This window comes from Paucidesulfovibrio gracilis DSM 16080, assembly GCF_900167125.1.
Taxonomy (GTDB): Bacteria; Desulfobacterota; Desulfovibrionia; order Desulfovibrionales; family Desulfovibrionaceae; genus Paucidesulfovibrio; species Paucidesulfovibrio gracilis.
The window spans coordinates 1-14,308 of record NZ_FUYC01000023.1 but is presented as its reverse complement, the minus strand read 5'-3'; the positions used below and the strand labels follow the sequence as shown (position 1 = coordinate 14,308).

Below are 14,308 nucleotides of genomic sequence, written 5' to 3'. Positions count from 1 at the left end.
TGTTGCATCCTACTGGGGCGGTCTCCGGGCCGCCCCGAAATGGTATCACCATGCATTCACGCGGTCGTGTGGATTTGTTTTTCTGGCTCAGCGTGACGGCTGGAGCCACGATCATGGCTTTTATCCTGCTGCCATTGGCCCAGATGATATTTGCCCCGAGCCTCGAAAGCATGGGCGAGACGTTGGCCGACGCGGACGTGCGGCGGGCTGTGGGACTCAGCTTGCTTGCTTCCGGTGCGGCCGCAGGAATTTCACTGCTCTTCGGCACTCCCCTGGCCTACCTGCTGGCGCGTCGCGAATTCCCCGGCCGGAAAGTGGTGGAGAGCCTTATTGACCTGCCCATCATGATCCCCCATCCAGTGGTGGGGATCGCCATTCTGGGATTGACCGGGCGTAACCATTGGTTGGGCCGGGCATTGCAAAGCCTTGGCGTACAGATCATGGGTACGGTCACGGGTATTATTGTTGTCTTGGTTTTTGTGGGGTTGCCATTTTATGTGAATGCGGCCAAAGCGGGATTTCAATCCGTTCCGGTCCGGCTTGAAAAAGCGGCCCGAACGCTTGGGGCCACTGGTTGGCAAGCTTTTTGGCGGGTCACGCTGCCGTTGGCCTGGCGCAGTATCCTGAGCGGTGTGATTATGTGCATGGCCCGCGCCATCAGCGAGTTCGGTGCCGTCATCATCGTGGCCTACCACCCAATGGTCGCTCCGGTGATGATCTACGAACGATTCACGGCGTATGGACTGAAATATTCCCAGCCCGTGGCGGTATGGCTGATCGCGGTTTCCCTCTTTTTGTTCCTGCTGCTGCGGCTTATTTCCCGGCGCGAGGAGGCGGCTCTTGATCGTCCTTGAAGATTGGCGGGTGGACTTGCCGGGCTTTTGTCTGCGGGAGGTGAATCTGCATGTTCGCGAACAAGAGTTTTTCGCTCTGCTCGGTCCCACGGGATCGGGAAAGTCCGTGCTGTTGGAGAGCGTGGCCGGATTGTTGCCCGGGCGGTCCGGGCGGGTGTTTCTAAAAGGGCAGGACATTACGAAGCTGCCTCCGGAGCAACGTAATCTGGGCATGGTCTATCAGGATCATGCGCTTTTTCCGCATTTGAATGTCCGGCGCAACATTGCCTTTGGGCAACGGTATCATGGTGACGCGGACGCAGGCCGGGTTCAGGAATTGGCAGAGCTGTTGGGAATTGCGCACCTGTTGGATCGTTCGCTCCATGGACTCTCCGGCGGGGAACGACAGCGTGTGGCGCTGGCCCGTGCTCTGGTGGTGCGCCCGCAGGTGTTGCTTTTGGACGAGCCGCTTTCCGCACTGGATCCCAATTCCCGGCGCGGCGTAAAGCAGATGCTCAAGGATCTGCATCGTGAAATGGGCATCACGTTTCTTATGGTGACCCATGATTTTGATGAAGCGCTTTTCCTCGCGGACCGTGCGGCCGTGATTCGGGACGGGCGCGTTGTCCAGCAGGGCGCGGTGGCGGATATTTTCCATCGGCCGGCGGATCGTTTTGTGGCGGAATTCGTGGGGATGCGGAATGTCTGGGACGCTCGTTGCCGGGAAGGCGTTGTGGAGGCTTGCGGGTTGGAGCTGCGTTGTGCTGCCAATGCCTCAAGCGGCTCGTATGTCGCTTTCCGTCCCGAGGATGCGGTGGTGGGCGGCCCGGAGTTGCGAAGCGAATATGGAAATTGCTTCTCCGCCACGGTGCGTTCGTTGACAACGGAAGGGTTTCAAGTGGCTGTGGATTTGCGGTGCAATGGCGCGGCGTTGGAATGTTTTGTCACGCGGAGACGGAGTCTGGAGTTGGGTCTTCGCCCTGGTGCGGATGTTTGGCTGGCCTTGCCGGAGCAGGCCTTGCATCTTTTTTGACCAGCCAAGAATCGGGGCTTAAAGGGTGACGGTTTCAAACTGCATCCGTCGAAGATCCAGGGCCAGCATGCGACCGTCCAGAGTCGGACGACCGACAAGCGTATTGATGACTTCCGCGGCCATGAGCGAAGCCACAAACGCTACCGTGGGACCAGGGCATCCCAGTTTTTTTTCAGCGGAGTCATCCCCGCCCATAAATTCCACGGGATGCGTACCGCCCGGGCGGATCAAGGCCACATAGCCGCTCCAGCCTGCCAATGCTCCCGCGATAAGAGGCAGGTTTTGTTTTCGGCAGACGCGGCTCAACAGGCGCCGTGGGGCCAGTTCTCCCAGTGCGTCCACCACAATATCTGCTCCTACTGTCATTTCCAGCATTCCAGCCTCGTCAAGATACGTGTCGTATACATGTAGCCGCGTGGCAGGATTGATGATCCGACAACGCTCCTGCGCGGCGCTGGCTTTGGTCTGATGCAGGGTGTTGCTGGTGGCCAACAACTGGCGATTTAAGTTGGAGGCTTCAAATGCATCCCCGTCAGCCGCAACGATGGTGCCGATTCCGGTTCGGGCCAGAAGCTCCAAAAGGTGGCCGCCCAGCCCTCCCAGACCCACCATCGCTATCCGTGATTGCAGAAGCGTTCGTTGCTCTTCTACGTCAATGGCGTCCATGTTGCGGACATAGCGTTCCGGTATGATTCCTTGCCCCAGCCCCTGCTGCTCCACATCCAGCATATCCCATTGTGCGCTTTGGGAGATGTGCTCTACCTGGGAGGGAGCGAGGAGAAAAAGCGAACCTCCACGGGGAGAAGGAACCTCGCGTGCCAGCGTGTGCAGCATGCCGGCCAGGGACTCTTGCATGTCAGGAACATCTTTCGGCACGAATCAACCTCCGCCAACTGCCGGAAACAGGCCCAGACGGTCACCGTCGGATAAGGGGCTATGCAGTTCCTGTTTTGTGCCGTTGATGAATATTATTTTGACGTCCTCTTCCGGAATGCCGAGTTTTGCAAGGACATCACGCACGGTGGAGCCGTCCGACAATTCATAGGTTTCGGCGTTCTCCGGCATAAAACCACTCAGTGTCGCAAAGCATTTCAGTTCAATATGCATGAGGCCATCCTAGCAAAAAGCTGGTGTTTGTCGAAGTGGAATGTTTTTTTGGGGCTGTGCAGAAAAAGGCCCGGCATAAGCCGGGCCTTGGGTATACATCGGATTGTCGGCGGGCTACTTCACCTTGGCGGCTTGCAGCTCTTCGACGGAAAAGTCCCAGGTCACGCCATGCGGCTCCAAGGTTTCCTCGGAGAAGAAGGCAGGCAGCTGGTCGTCATCCTTGGTGAATCCGGCGGCGGTGTTGAAGTCGATTTCGTCCTCCAATACGCTGGTGCCGAGCTTGACCACGTCCTCCACGGTAAAGGGTTGGCCGATGTGGGCCGACACCATATCCGCGATGGTGGACACTCCGTCCTCGGCATCAAGCACGGCAAAGGCGACGAAGATGCACAGCCCGGCTGCGTCCAGGGCGGCCGTGGCGATCTGCAGGTTTTTGGACGTCTCCACCTGGCCCATCTTGTCCAGGGGGTTCACGTCGCCACCAACTTTGAGGATGTTTTGGCAAACCGCGTATCCTGCGGTGTGGTCAGCGCCCATGGTGGTGGTGGCGTAGGTAACGCCAACACCCTTGACGGCCCGGGGATCATACGCGGGCAGGGATTGTCCCTTAACCACGGGAACACGGGTTACGCCGAGTTTCTTGCCGGTGGCGGCGGTGCCGTCGCCAATGGTGGCAGCAAGGTCGTCATCTGTGGCGACTTTGCGGAGCAATTCCTTGCAGGTTTCGCCGTCACCCCATTCGATGGCTCCGCCTTCCATGGCCACGCCCAGGGCGCCGCCCATGTCGATGGTGTCCAGTCCCATGTCGTCGCAAATGCGGTCCAGTGTGGCGATGGTGTCGATGTCCTTGATCAAGGTGTTGGCACCGAAGCCCCAAACGGTTTCGTATTCAAAACCGGAGGTCAGGTATTTTCCCGCAGCGTCCACATATTCCTGGGAGCATTGGATTACGCAACCGGGGTGGCAGCCGTGCTTGGTCTTGCCGCCGCGCTGTTTGATGGTTTCGGCAATGGTCTCACCGGAAATGTCCGCAGCATGTTCAAAGCGACCGTGCCGGAAGTTTTTGGTGGGCAGGGCACCTGCCTCATTGATGATGTTGACCAGGATGGACGTGCCGAATGCGGGCAACCCTTCGGAAGTGACGGGGTGCCCCTTGAGGATTTCGACCCAACGTTTGTTGGCGGCACGGAAAGCGTCCTTGTCCGCAGAAGCGACCATGGAGCAGCCCGAGTCGTCGAGCACGATGGCCTTGATTTGTTTGGATCCCATAACCGCCCCCAGGCCGCCACGACCAGCTGCGCGCGCCGGGCGTCCTTCAGGGTCGGAGAATTGGATGGAAGCGGCGCGACGCAATTTTTCGCCGGCCGGGCCAACGATCATGCCGCAGGCCTTTTTGCCGTAGCGGTCGCGGACCTTGTCCATGGAGTCATACGTCCCCAGGCCGAGCATATCGCCTGTCTCCACGATTTCCACGCCGTCCTTGGTCACGAGGATGTTGAACCAGGCACCATCGTCGGGTTTGTCTTCCAGCACCAAGGCGAGGATTCCAAGTTTCGCCAGCTTTTGGGCAAAGGAACCACCAGTGTTGGATTCCTTGATGGTTCCCGTGAGCGGGGATTTGGCTCCAACGGACAGGCGGCCGGAGTTGGCGGCAGCGGTTCCGGTCAGCACGCCGCCCGCGGCAACGAGCTTGTTGTCGGCGGAAAGCGCATCACAGGTGGCGGGCACTTCCTCTTTGACCAGACGGGAGGTCAAGGCTCGACCACCGAGGCCCAAATATTTTCCCGGCTCCTCATACGTAAATTCCCTGGTGCGGGTATTGATGCGAAGAATCTTCATGTGTCCTTCTCCTGTGTTTGTATCCTGTCCGCGGTTCAGCGCGGATCGTCTTGACTTTTACAACTGGATGACACCTTCTTGTGGTAAAAAAGTCAATATATTTTAATTATGTATGAGTGGGCATGATATTGACCTGTACCGCGGAGGCAGGCATGGTTCACGGGGAGGTGGATGTCATATGGATGTCATTGGAAAAATCGAAATACGGTTGCCGAGCGCTTTTTCCGGATCGCTGCTGGGCGTGTTCGGGCATGGTGTGCTGTTTCCCTGTGGAGCGGGGGAGACCGTGCAGAGTGTCTTGCGAAATCGTTTGCGTTTGGACGCGGGGTATATCGAACAACGTATTCGAACGGTGTTCGTCAACGGCAGTCCTGTAGACGAGCTGGAACAGGCTGTACTGGGGGATGGCGATGAATTGGCGTTGGCCGGTGCGTTGCCGGGGCTTGTGGGTATTTGTATGGGACGATGCAGTCCGGTAGCGGGGTTCCGCCAGGGCATCACCTATGCTGCGGGAGAGGAGGAACGCTCCGCCGGTTTGATTCGTCTCAAACTGTTCAACACCGTGGCCGTTGAGATTGGCCGACGGGTATTGGAGCAAGGGGTGCTCTTGGATCTGCAGAAGATTCTGAGGATGCTTTCCACCATCGGCTCGGACCGGCGACTATCCGATACGCCGCAGGGTTCGGATTGGGAGTGTGTGTGCTTCGACGATAATCGTGATGAGGTGGTGAGTGTTCAGGAGGCCGCAAAGCGCCTGGAGGATCTGCCTGCTACAAAGGATCAAGGCATGTGGGTGGTTGTTCGATCCGTGATGTGAGGAAAGTGAATCTTCTTTTTAAACCTGTGTATGGTGTTGGCGGGAAGCCACGCCACGAAACAACCCCGGGCAACGTTTTTCTTTTGCCCGGGGTTGTTTATTGAATTCATTGACTTCCGAAGCGCGGAAAGCCTGAAGGGAAATTAGAGTTCCCGATAGCAGAACCACCAATCGTAGCCTTCGTGTTCACTGAGGCGTTTTTTGGCAGCCTCGGTATTGCTGGCCGGAGGAACGATAACCTTTTTGCCGATGAGTTCATTCTCGGGCCAACCAGCTGGAATGGCTACTCCATTGGCGTCCGAGGTCTGGAGCGCCTTCAGAGCACGAAGGATTTCGTCCATGTTGCGGCCCACTTCCTGCGGGTAGTAGAGCATCAGGCGAAGGTTTCCTTCGGGATCGACGATGAAGACCGCCCGAACCGTATTGGTTCCCTTCCCGGGGTGGAGCATGCCCAGCTTCTGCGCCACTTCTCCGCGATCATCCGCGATCACCGGGAACTTGATTTCCACGTCCAGCTTTTCTTCGATCCACTCGATCCATTTGATGTGCGAAAAGACCTGGTCGATGGACAGCCCGATGAGCATGGTGTTCAGCTTGGCGAATTCGTCCCAGCGTTTTTGGAAGGCAACGAATTCCGTAGTGCATACGGGAGTGAAATCAGCGGGATGGCTGAAGAGCACAACCCATTTACCTTTCGTGTCCCGGGGCAACGACATTTCGCCGTGGGTGGTAATGACGTTCAGTTCGGGAAGTGGCTGACCGAGAAGGGGCAGGGAAGAGTTTTCCATGATACACTCCTTTTATTTGTAATCGTTTTTTAAAGTGTTAAGCTCTTGATGAGAATGATTACCGGATAGTGCTGGGGGCGTCAAGTAAAATCGTAAAGATTATTACTTTCAATTAGGGGTTGTCATTCTCATGGGTTCGATTCATAGTCATCAGATATGATCGAAAAGGGGTCAAGGGGGGGCGAATGATAAATCGGATGGCTGGTGGAGAATTCTATGAACAGGTCTTTGTAGCCCGTCAGCCGGTGTTCACCAGGGATAAGGGGCTGTACGGGTATGAATTATTGTTTCGCGGCAGCGCCGACAGTGCGGGGGCTGTCTTTCCTGATGAGGACATGGCTTCGTCCAAGGTGTTCGTGGACGGCCTGTCTTTGGCATGCTCCGGGGTTGCTGAGAACATCCGTTTTTTCTTCAATTTTAGCCGGCAGATGTTGTTGAATGAATCTGCCTTGGCTTTGTCATCTGAACGCTGCGTCATAGAAATCCTTGAAAATGTGCCACCGGATGAGTCCGTGCTTTCGGCGTGTCTTGATCTGCGGGAGCAAGGCTATTGCCTCGCGCTGGACGACTATGCGGGCGAACCCGAGCGGGAGCCGTTTTTACCCCTGGTGGATATGGTCAAGGTAGACGTCCGGGCAGTGAACCGCTCTCATTGGGCCAGACTGTTCGAAAAACTGCATGAATACGGCGCAACTGTCGTGGCTGAGAAGGTGGAGACCTGGGGAGATTTTCGCGAATTGCATTCTTTGGGATATGAGTTGTTCCAAGGGTTCTTCTTTAGCCGGCCAGAGTTGATTCCTGGTCGGAAGCTGCCCTCAGGTATGCTGGCCAAAGTGCAGCTGCTTAAAGTGCTCGGCGACCCCAAGTCGCCCCTGGAAGAAATCCCCGCCATTGTTGCAGGGGATCCGGGCTTGAGTCTTCGTTTGTTGAAGTTTATCAATTCCGCGGCGTTCGGGTTCCGTTCCCATATTTTGTCCATTGGGCACGCTTCCGCGCTTATGGGGTTGGAACCGCTTCGGCGCTGGGCCATGGTCGTAGGACTCTGTGACATTGATGATAGTGTCAGAGGGCAGGAGCTGACATATCTGAGCCTTCAGCGTGCTCGTTTTTTGGAGCTGCTGGCGCAGGAGATTCCCAATCCCCCCATGGCTTCGGAGGCGCTGTTTTTGTTGGGGTTGTTTTCCAGACTGGATGCCATGTTGGGTATGTCCATGGATGAGGTACTGGCTGGAGTGGCTCTGGATCCCCAACTGACCGAAGCGTTGCTTGGCGCTGATTGCACGCTCGGCCGGTGGTTGCAAATGTTGGATGCCTTGGAGCGTGGTGACGGGCAACGAGCCGCAACCATGGTGAATGCCTGGGGCGTGGAGTCGTCCGTTGCCGCACATTGCTACATGGGTGCTTCTGCCTGGGCCTCGGAAAAAGTTTGGACATACCGAACGCACAGTTGATGAAGGAGTGAATTGCGTATGAGTGTGATAGCTAATTTGGCGATTTTCCCCATGGATAAAGGGGTTGAACTTGCCGGACATGTGGCCCGGGTGTTGGATGTCATTCGCAAATCCGGGCTGGCATACCAACTCGGTCCCATGGGAACCTGCATTGAAGGGGAGTATGATCCGGTCATGGATGTGGTTCGCCGTTGCTTTTTGGAGCTGCAAAGTGATTGTGAAAGGGTTTACATGACCGTAAGCATTGATTATCGAGCCGGTGACCAGCCGCGTATGGCGGGCAAGGTGGACTCCGTGGAGCACCTTTTGGAAAAGATCGAACCATAGCTCGGGTAATTGCTCTCGTTTCAAGGAGTGCGTAATGGATTTTTTTTCTGAATTGATGAATGATTTGAGCGCAATGCGTGAATCGCGCCCCCTGGTGCTCAATGTGACCAATTATGTGGTGGCCAACACCAATGCCAATGCGTTGTTGGCATTGGGAGCTTCTCCGGCCATGACGCATTACTCCGAAGATTTGGAAGCGCTTACGCTTTATGCGGGAGCGCTTGTGGTTAATATTGGAACTCCTTCGCGTGATTTTTTGGAAGGGGTGTTTACGGCTGGAAATGTTGCTCGTCAAAACAGTATCCCTTCGATTTTGGACCCTGTGGCTGCGGGTGCCACCGAGGTTCGCACCGAGGCTTCCTACCGTTTTCTCAAGGAATGCCGCCCGGCGGTGGTTCGTGGCAATGCCTCGGAGATTATGGCATTGGCAGGCGCCGGAGCCGTGTCCAAGGGGGCGGATTCCACACGCAGTGCGGATGAAGCCGTGCAATCCGCCGGTGAATTGGCGCGAATGTTCCATTGTACGGTCAGTGTGAGCGGCGAAACCGATTACATTACGGACGGACAGACCACGTATACTGTTCGAGGCGGTCATCCCATGATGCCGCTGGTGACGGGGCTGGGTTGTACGGCCAGCGCCCTGACGGGAGCTTTTGTGAGCGTGGCGCAAACCCCCTTGCGCGGCGCCGTGGAGGCCATGGCCGTAATGTCTTGCGCTGGTGCCATGGCTGCTGCCAAGGCCGAAGGGCCGGGAACCCTCCAGCTGCACTTCTATGACGCATTGTATGCTCTGACCGAGGAGGATCTGCGACAGCATGTTCAGGTGGAGGAGGTCTAATGCGTCCCGACTATGGGTTATATCTTGTTACGGATCGGGCACTTTGCTTGGGCAGGGACTTGGTGGACGTTGTGGCGGCTGCCGTTCGTGGTGGTGTCACCATGGTCCAGCTGCGGGAAAAAGACTGCGACACCCGGGAGTTCGTGGCCCTGGCCCGTCGTCTGAAACAGATGCTGGAGCCGCACAGGGTTCCCTTGCTCATCAACGACAGGGTGGACGTTGCCCTGGCCTGCGGGGCGGATGGTGTTCATGTGGGCCAGAGCGACATGCACCCGAAGGATGTGCGAACCCTCATGGGGGGCAAAGGACTGCTGGGACTTTCCGTGGAAACGATGGAACATGTCCGGGAGGCGGAAACGCTGGGCGTGGATTATCTGGGAGTCGGTCCCGTGTATGCAACGTCGACAAAGCCTGACCATAGCGAGCCATGGGGATTGGATGGTTTGCGCCGAGTGCGTGAGGCGTGCTCGCTTCCCCTGGTGGGCATCGGTTCTGTCAATGCCGAGAACGTCGCTTCGGTGATGCGGCAGGGAATGGACGGTGTTGCTGTTGTTTCCGCCCTGTGCTCTGCAGATTCCCCTGAGCAGGCGGCTCGCCACATGTTCGCCTCGGTGGAATCTGTCCGGCGAAACGGATAATCTTTCCCAATTATCTGAATTTGGAGGGGATTCCCTTGCGCGAAACCGGAATCGTTCCGGGGAATCCTGTCAAAATATCGCTCCGGGGAAGCGTAGGGCATGTGTGGAGTTTTTTTCTGGAGCAAAAAATAGAATTGTCTATTGCCCATCCTGGCAGGGCCGTTTCCATACTGATGATTGGAAGTTTCTGGGTGTCCCCTTGTAACGCGTGTTTCAAAGAGTCGACGGCATTCTGTTTGAATCCAATACGTTTGGATAACCCTTCCCGGCGCGTAAAAAAGTAGGGTTTTACATACTCTGTGCCTATGCTAGAAACTCCCCATCCCGCTTTCTGAAAATTGATCGTGAACCCACAACCTGTTGCGCGGAAATGGAAGAGGAAATCAAAGTTCTCATTGCTGACGGGCATCCACTAGTGCGTGCCGGAGTCATAACCGTCCTTAAAGGAGTGCAAGGCGTTAAAGTGCTTGGCGAAGCCTCGGACTGGCGTGAGGCCATGTCCTTGATGCGCGAAGCCGAACCCGACGTTTTGGTCTTGGATCTCAGCCTGCCGCAAGGCGGTGGGGTCCGATGTATTCGGGAACTGCGGAAATCGTTTCCCAGGGTAGCTCCTGTGGTACTCAGTTCCCGCAGCTCCGAAGATCACGTCCTCGCCTCACTTGACGCTGGCGCGTTGGGCTATGTCCTGAAGGAAGATCCGCTGGACGAAGTCTGCAACGCCTTGAAAAGTGTTTGCAGCGGCAAAACCTATTTGAGTTCCAATACGGCCCACGAACTGGCCACAGGATATCTCTCGGCTCGTCGGGCCGGAAAGGTTCCTACCGTGCTGGAGGCATTGACTGCCAGAGAGCGCGAGGTCTTTCATCTCGTTGGGGGCGGCAAAAAAAATCGCGAAGTGGCCGAGCATTTGTTCATCAGTATCAAGACTGTGGAAAAACACCGGGCCAATATCATGCGGAAGCTTCAGCTTCGTTCTGCCACTGAGCTGCGCCAGCTCTGGCAAAAGCTGGGTTTCGGCTCCTGATCCCTCCTTTCCTTTCGACATTATTGATCTTGTCTGCGACTTTACAAGGACGCGACGGGCGTTTATTCCTGTGCGGATTCCCCCTTTGCCCGAATGGTGAAGGGGGCCGTCACAAATAACGGCCTCTTCCTTTTGTGTTCTCTCATTTTTACTCGGGATGCTGCAGATGAGATTAAAAGAAGCATGGTTCAAGTCCCCTGGTCCCCGTACTGCCGGCGAAACAGTGTTGCTTTCCTTGAAGGGGTTTTGCATGGGAGCGGCGGACATCATTCCGGGGGTATCCGGCGGGACCATTGCGTTCATAACGAATATCTATGACCAGTTGATGGCCGCGATTAAGTCCTTTGATTTCGGGGTGGCCGGACGACTGCTGCGGGGCGAGATTGCCGAAGCCCTCGGGCGCGTGCATCTGCGTTTTGTCTTGGCATTGGGAGGAGGCCTGGTGCTGGCGCTTTTGAGCATGGCCAGGCTGATGCATGCGTTGCTACAGGATCATCCGGTTCAGGTTTGGGCATTGTTTTTCGGATTGATCGCTTCCTCGGTGCTGGTGGTGGCTCGGCGTATAGGGCGCATCGGGCCGGGACAAATACTTGCCGCACTGCTCGGATTTTCAGGGTGCTGGCAATTGGTGGGCATGATTCCTGTGGTCACGCCGGAAACACCGCTCTTTTTGTTTTTTTGCGGGGCATTGGCTATTTGCGCTATGATTCTACCGGGGATCAGTGGAGCCTTTATTTTGCTATTGCTCGGGAAATATGAATTCATGACCGGCGCGCTCAAAGCCCCCTTGGCCGACGGAAATCCATTCATCATCGTCATGTTCGGCCTTGGGGCAATCGCGGGATTACTCAGCTTCTCCAGGGTGCTGCATTGGCTTTTAAATCGCCACCATGCCTTAACCGTGAGTTTGCTTACCGGAGTTATGGCCGGGGCCATGCGCAAGGTCTGGCCATGGAAAGAGGTGTTGGAGACTCGAATGGTCGGGATGCGGGAAGTTGTTGTGCGTGAGCAGAATATCCTGCCCCGGGAATTCGGCGAAGGTTTTTGGGTTGCGTGTGTACTGATGGTGGTGGGTTTTTCTCTTGTGCTGCTCTTGGAGCGTTTTTCAACCCCTCGAGGAAATTGATTCCCGGCAGGCGTGGGAGGGCGGTCGGCCATGGTTGGCAGTGATGCGCTTTTGCCGTACAAGAAAGAAGGTGCGGCGTAGCAAAACTGCGCTGCCGGTGTTTGGTCGGACCGGGAGAATCTCCAGATGCAGACCCCGATAGTACAGGAATGGTTTTTTCGTGAGATTCAGCGCGCCTTTCGTGAAGGTGTGCCTCCTGATGTCCTTTTCAGTATTCTTGCGAAGTATCTCCTGATCGGGGGAGCCATTGTTGCAGGTTTTGCGCTTTGGCGCTATCGCGAATGGCTCTTGTTCCATGTGCGGCGTCTGTGGAATTCCAGGCGTTATGCCGACGACCGTCAGCGCATTGCTGCCCACCTGATCGGCCGGAAATTTGTAGTGGGGATTTATTTTTATACCCGCCATTCCCGGCAATATCTCGGCACCGGGGTCATTACCGGCTTCAAGGGTTCGAATCTGACAGTGTACCTGACTTCCGAGGTCGCTGGATCAATGCGCCGTACTCTCATCGGACGTCGGGTCCAATTCTTTTTCAGGCCGTTTCGTGCTGGCGGGAAGCGGATCAATTCCTTTGTTTCCTACATTCGCGGCGTACGTATGGGCGACGGACGCATTCGCTCCTTGCAGGCTTTTGTTCCGGATCATTTCGCGGCGGTCCCCCGGCGTAAGCATGTTCGGTTGCGTATCCGCCAAAATGGGGGCGTGCGGGTCAAACTTTGGTGCGAAAACAAAAAGAAGCAATTCTGGGTCACCGCACCGGATTATGAGACTCCGGAAACATCCACGACAACGCCTTCTTGGAAGGCAACAGCCATTCCTCTCGATATCTCACCCGGCGGCATCAAAGTGCAAATTAGGCCGCAACGCACCAGTCCCATTTTGCGGATATCAGAGGAAGTGGTGCTGGAACTGTTGATTTTGGATCGGGCGAACAAGACGTTCCATACCTTTCTCCTGCTCGGAGTGGTGCGCAACGTGATGCGTCCCGGAGGCGGGGTGGTTATGCTCGGGATTCAATTCCGGGCATTGGGAGAACGCGTGGCCAGTCGTTCGGTCGATTGGAAGCTTGTGGGCAATGAGGTGCCGCCGTTACAGAAAATTCTCGAGCGGCTACGAGCAAAGCCCAAATGTCCTGACACGTAAGTGGCTAATCTTCGGATTTTTTTTTGCACTTATCGCAGACACCAAACAAGTACATTTTATGCCGTTGGAGTTCGAAGCCGTACTTTTCGGCCAGATCTTCCTGAAGCTTCTCAATGGTGGGATCCACAATTTCAATGTTTTTCCCGCACCGTTCACAAATGAGATGATCGTGATGCTCTTGCCCGTAATGCAGCTCATACCGGGCGACACCATCTCCAAAATCCACTGCCTCGGCAATGTCTGATTCGGAGAGGAGCTTCAGGGTGCGGTAGACGGTGGCCTGCCCCACGGAAGGGTCTTTGGCTTTGACCTTGTTGTAGAGTTCTTCGGAGGAGATGTGCCCGTCCGCTTTGATGAACGTCTCAAGAATGAGCCGCCGTTGCGGGGTCATTTTGAGATTCCGGGAGGCGAGGTAGTCCAGGAAAGCTTTCTCTGGTGGCTTCATTGTAATTTCTTTTGACTTTTTTGTTTTGGGATAGTTCTTCCCTAGGGAAAACTGTCTCAGCTGTCAATCATTCTCAAGTGAGAATGAGACTGAAAACCGTTGCCAACGGTACGGCGTAGTGGTTTTCTTACGGAACTGACGTGCGTTAGAGGGATGCAGGGGGTTGACAGCGGTTCGCTTCTGCGCAAAGTAGACACACCGCGTCGTATGAGCCTGGAGGGGTGTCCGAGTGGTTGAAGGAGGCGGTCTTGAAAACCGCTGACGGGGTGACTCGTCCGGGGGTTCGAATCCCTCCCCCTCCGCCAAGGCGGTGAATGATAGTATCCGTTATTTTCCGAAAGTCCCCGAAAAACGGGGGCTTTCTTGGTTTTGTAGCCCGTAGCTGTCCGGCTCTGTCCGTTGACATCCGGCGGCGTCGGTGAGTAACGATGTGAGTAACATTCGGTTTATGGGAAAAAGTTACTCACAGGGGGCAGCTTTCGTGACCGCCTCTTCTTTAGTGTAGAACCCGCTAAACGGACTTTGTGTGACGGTGTGGACCCGGACACACAAAAGAAAAGCGGGTCTACACCAAAAACGGGGGCAGTCACGAAAGCGAACTGTTCCGGGCATGTCCACTTACCCGCACAGCACCTTGACGCGTAAGCGGTAGTTTTCAAAATTCCTGAAGCCGTATGCTCGTCGCTGGATCAGTTTCATTTTCCTGTGGAATCCTTCGGTGATCCCGTTGCTTCGCGCAAAACGAAACATGCAGGCGACCTCTTCCCGCCAGCTGTACAGCGTTCGTCCCAGGGTTTTTAGCGGGGCAAACGGAGCCTGCTTCAATTGAGCTATCTTTTCAAGCAACTCCGCCACATGTTTACGGCAGGCTGTCTGATTGGTGCCTTTCACGCGCAACA

Annotated in this window: 16 protein-coding genes and 1 tRNA gene; 11 read left to right on the top strand and 6 right to left on the bottom strand. The window is 55.8% G+C overall.

The window, feature by feature from the left end:
- Nucleotides 1–50 precede the first annotated feature (50 nt).
- Both B5D49_RS13310 and B5D49_RS13305 read left to right on the top strand, forming a co-directional pair.
- A complete protein-coding gene (locus B5D49_RS13310; protein WP_078718207.1) occupies nucleotides 51–854 on the top strand; it encodes an ABC transporter permease in 804 nt (267 codons plus the stop codon).
- Nucleotides 841–1,866 carry an ABC transporter ATP-binding protein gene (locus tag B5D49_RS13305; RefSeq protein WP_078718206.1) on the top strand — a complete coding sequence of 342 codons (1,026 nt, stop codon included), beginning with the start codon at nucleotides 841–843 and terminating at the stop codon, nucleotides 1,864–1,866. The genes B5D49_RS13310 and B5D49_RS13305 overlap by 14 nt, the downstream gene beginning before the upstream one ends.
- A gap of 18 nt (nucleotides 1,867–1,884) precedes the next feature.
- Here the strand turns inward: B5D49_RS13305 and B5D49_RS13300 are convergent, their stop codons facing one another.
- From B5D49_RS13300 to B5D49_RS13290, 3 genes are all read right to left on the bottom strand, one after another.
- Nucleotides 1,885–2,742, bottom strand: coding sequence for a HesA/MoeB/ThiF family protein (locus tag B5D49_RS13300; RefSeq protein ID WP_144019499.1), 858 nt, complete (start codon nucleotides 2,740–2,742; stop codon nucleotides 1,885–1,887).
- Nucleotides 2,743–2,745: 3 nt separating this feature from the next.
- A complete protein-coding gene (locus B5D49_RS13295) occupies nucleotides 2,746–2,973 on the bottom strand; it encodes a MoaD/ThiS family protein (RefSeq protein WP_078718204.1) in 228 nt (75 codons plus the stop codon).
- A 114-nt stretch (nucleotides 2,974–3,087) separates the two neighbouring features.
- Complete coding sequence (locus B5D49_RS13290) at nucleotides 3,088–4,812, bottom strand: aldehyde ferredoxin oxidoreductase family protein (protein ID WP_078718202.1); 1,725 nt, start codon at nucleotides 4,810–4,812, stop codon at nucleotides 3,088–3,090.
- Between the two features lie 178 nt (nucleotides 4,813–4,990).
- Between B5D49_RS13290 and B5D49_RS13285 the strand changes: the two genes are divergently transcribed.
- Entirely contained in the window at nucleotides 4,991–5,629 is a 639-nt protein-coding gene (locus B5D49_RS13285; RefSeq protein ID WP_078718201.1) for a hypothetical protein, read from the top strand.
- 143 nt (nucleotides 5,630–5,772) lie between these two features.
- Here the strand turns inward: B5D49_RS13285 and B5D49_RS13280 are convergent, their stop codons facing one another.
- The gene (locus B5D49_RS13280; protein ID WP_078718200.1) at nucleotides 5,773–6,417 is read right to left on the bottom strand and encodes a peroxiredoxin; all 645 of its coding nucleotides are present in this window, start codon (nucleotides 6,415–6,417) and stop codon (nucleotides 5,773–5,775) included.
- Nucleotides 6,418–6,602: 185 nt separating this feature from the next.
- On the opposite strand from B5D49_RS13280, the gene B5D49_RS13275 reads away from it, so the two are divergent.
- From B5D49_RS13275 to B5D49_RS13245, 7 genes are all read left to right on the top strand, one after another.
- Nucleotides 6,603–7,868: an EAL and HDOD domain-containing protein gene (locus tag B5D49_RS13275; RefSeq protein WP_078718199.1), complete on the top strand. Its 1,266-nt coding sequence runs from the start codon at nucleotides 6,603–6,605 to the stop codon at nucleotides 7,866–7,868.
- Between the two features lie 18 nt (nucleotides 7,869–7,886).
- Entirely contained in the window at nucleotides 7,887–8,195 is a 309-nt protein-coding gene (locus tag B5D49_RS13270; protein ID WP_078718198.1) for an MTH1187 family thiamine-binding protein, read from the top strand.
- A 34-nt stretch (nucleotides 8,196–8,229) separates the two neighbouring features.
- Nucleotides 8,230–9,033, top strand: coding sequence for a hydroxyethylthiazole kinase (thiM, locus tag B5D49_RS13265; protein ID WP_078718197.1), 804 nt, complete (start codon nucleotides 8,230–8,232; stop codon nucleotides 9,031–9,033).
- Nucleotides 9,033–9,671, top strand: coding sequence for a thiamine phosphate synthase (thiE, locus tag B5D49_RS13260; protein ID WP_078718196.1), 639 nt, complete (start codon nucleotides 9,033–9,035; stop codon nucleotides 9,669–9,671). The genes thiM and thiE overlap by 1 nt, the downstream gene beginning before the upstream one ends.
- A 370-nt stretch (nucleotides 9,672–10,041) precedes the next feature.
- Nucleotides 10,042–10,695 (top strand): response regulator, encoded by a 654-nt coding sequence (locus B5D49_RS13255; protein ID WP_078718194.1) that lies wholly within the window; start codon nucleotides 10,042–10,044, stop codon nucleotides 10,693–10,695.
- A gap of 166 nt (nucleotides 10,696–10,861) precedes the next feature.
- A complete protein-coding gene (locus B5D49_RS13250) occupies nucleotides 10,862–11,821 on the top strand; it encodes a DUF368 domain-containing protein (protein ID WP_078718193.1) in 960 nt (319 codons plus the stop codon).
- Between the two features lie 126 nt (nucleotides 11,822–11,947).
- Complete coding sequence (locus B5D49_RS13245) at nucleotides 11,948–12,964, top strand: hypothetical protein (RefSeq protein ID WP_078718192.1); 1,017 nt, start codon at nucleotides 11,948–11,950, stop codon at nucleotides 12,962–12,964.
- A gap of 4 nt (nucleotides 12,965–12,968) precedes the next feature.
- On the opposite strand, the gene B5D49_RS13240 is transcribed toward B5D49_RS13245, so the two are convergent.
- Complete coding sequence (locus B5D49_RS13240) at nucleotides 12,969–13,409, bottom strand: Fur family transcriptional regulator (protein WP_078718191.1); 441 nt, start codon at nucleotides 13,407–13,409, stop codon at nucleotides 12,969–12,971.
- 215 nt (nucleotides 13,410–13,624) lie between these two features.
- On the opposite strand from B5D49_RS13240, the gene B5D49_RS13235 reads away from it, so the two are divergent.
- A tRNA-Ser gene (locus B5D49_RS13235) sits at nucleotides 13,625–13,714 on the top strand.
- Nucleotides 13,715–14,027: 313 nt separating this feature from the next.
- Here the strand turns inward: B5D49_RS13235 and B5D49_RS13230 are convergent.
- Nucleotides 14,028–14,308: transposase (locus B5D49_RS13230; RefSeq protein WP_200806805.1), on the bottom strand; the 281-nt coding region annotated here is incomplete at its 5' end.

Bases quoted from the DNA above. Each gene is read 5' to 3' on its own strand.
- B5D49_RS13310 (WP_078718207.1), top strand. From the start codon at position 51: ATGCATTCACGCGGTCGTGTGGATTTGTTTTTCTGGCTCAGCGTGACG.
- B5D49_RS13295 (WP_078718204.1), bottom strand. From the start codon at position 2,973: ATGCATATTGAACTGAAATGCTTTGCGACACTGAGTGGTTTTATGCCG.
- B5D49_RS13290 (WP_078718202.1), bottom strand. From the start codon at position 4,812: ATGAAGATTCTTCGCATCAATACCCGCACCAGGGAATTTACGTATGAG.
- B5D49_RS13285 (WP_078718201.1), top strand. From the start codon at position 4,991: ATGGATGTCATTGGAAAAATCGAAATACGGTTGCCGAGCGCTTTTTCC.
- B5D49_RS13280 (WP_078718200.1), bottom strand. From the start codon at position 6,417: ATGGAAAACTCTTCCCTGCCCCTTCTCGGTCAGCCACTTCCCGAACTG.
- B5D49_RS13275 (WP_078718199.1), top strand. From the start codon at position 6,603: ATGATAAATCGGATGGCTGGTGGAGAATTCTATGAACAGGTCTTTGTA.
- B5D49_RS13270 (WP_078718198.1), top strand. From the start codon at position 7,887: ATGAGTGTGATAGCTAATTTGGCGATTTTCCCCATGGATAAAGGGGTT.
- thiM (WP_078718197.1), top strand. From the start codon at position 8,230: ATGGATTTTTTTTCTGAATTGATGAATGATTTGAGCGCAATGCGTGAA.
- thiE (WP_078718196.1), top strand. From the start codon at position 9,033: ATGCGTCCCGACTATGGGTTATATCTTGTTACGGATCGGGCACTTTGC.
- B5D49_RS13255 (WP_078718194.1), top strand. From the start codon at position 10,042: ATGGAAGAGGAAATCAAAGTTCTCATTGCTGACGGGCATCCACTAGTG.
- B5D49_RS13250 (WP_078718193.1), top strand. From the start codon at position 10,862: ATGAGATTAAAAGAAGCATGGTTCAAGTCCCCTGGTCCCCGTACTGCC.
- B5D49_RS13245 (WP_078718192.1), top strand. From the start codon at position 11,948: ATGCAGACCCCGATAGTACAGGAATGGTTTTTTCGTGAGATTCAGCGC.
- B5D49_RS13240 (WP_078718191.1), bottom strand. From the start codon at position 13,409: ATGAAGCCACCAGAGAAAGCTTTCCTGGACTACCTCGCCTCCCGGAAT.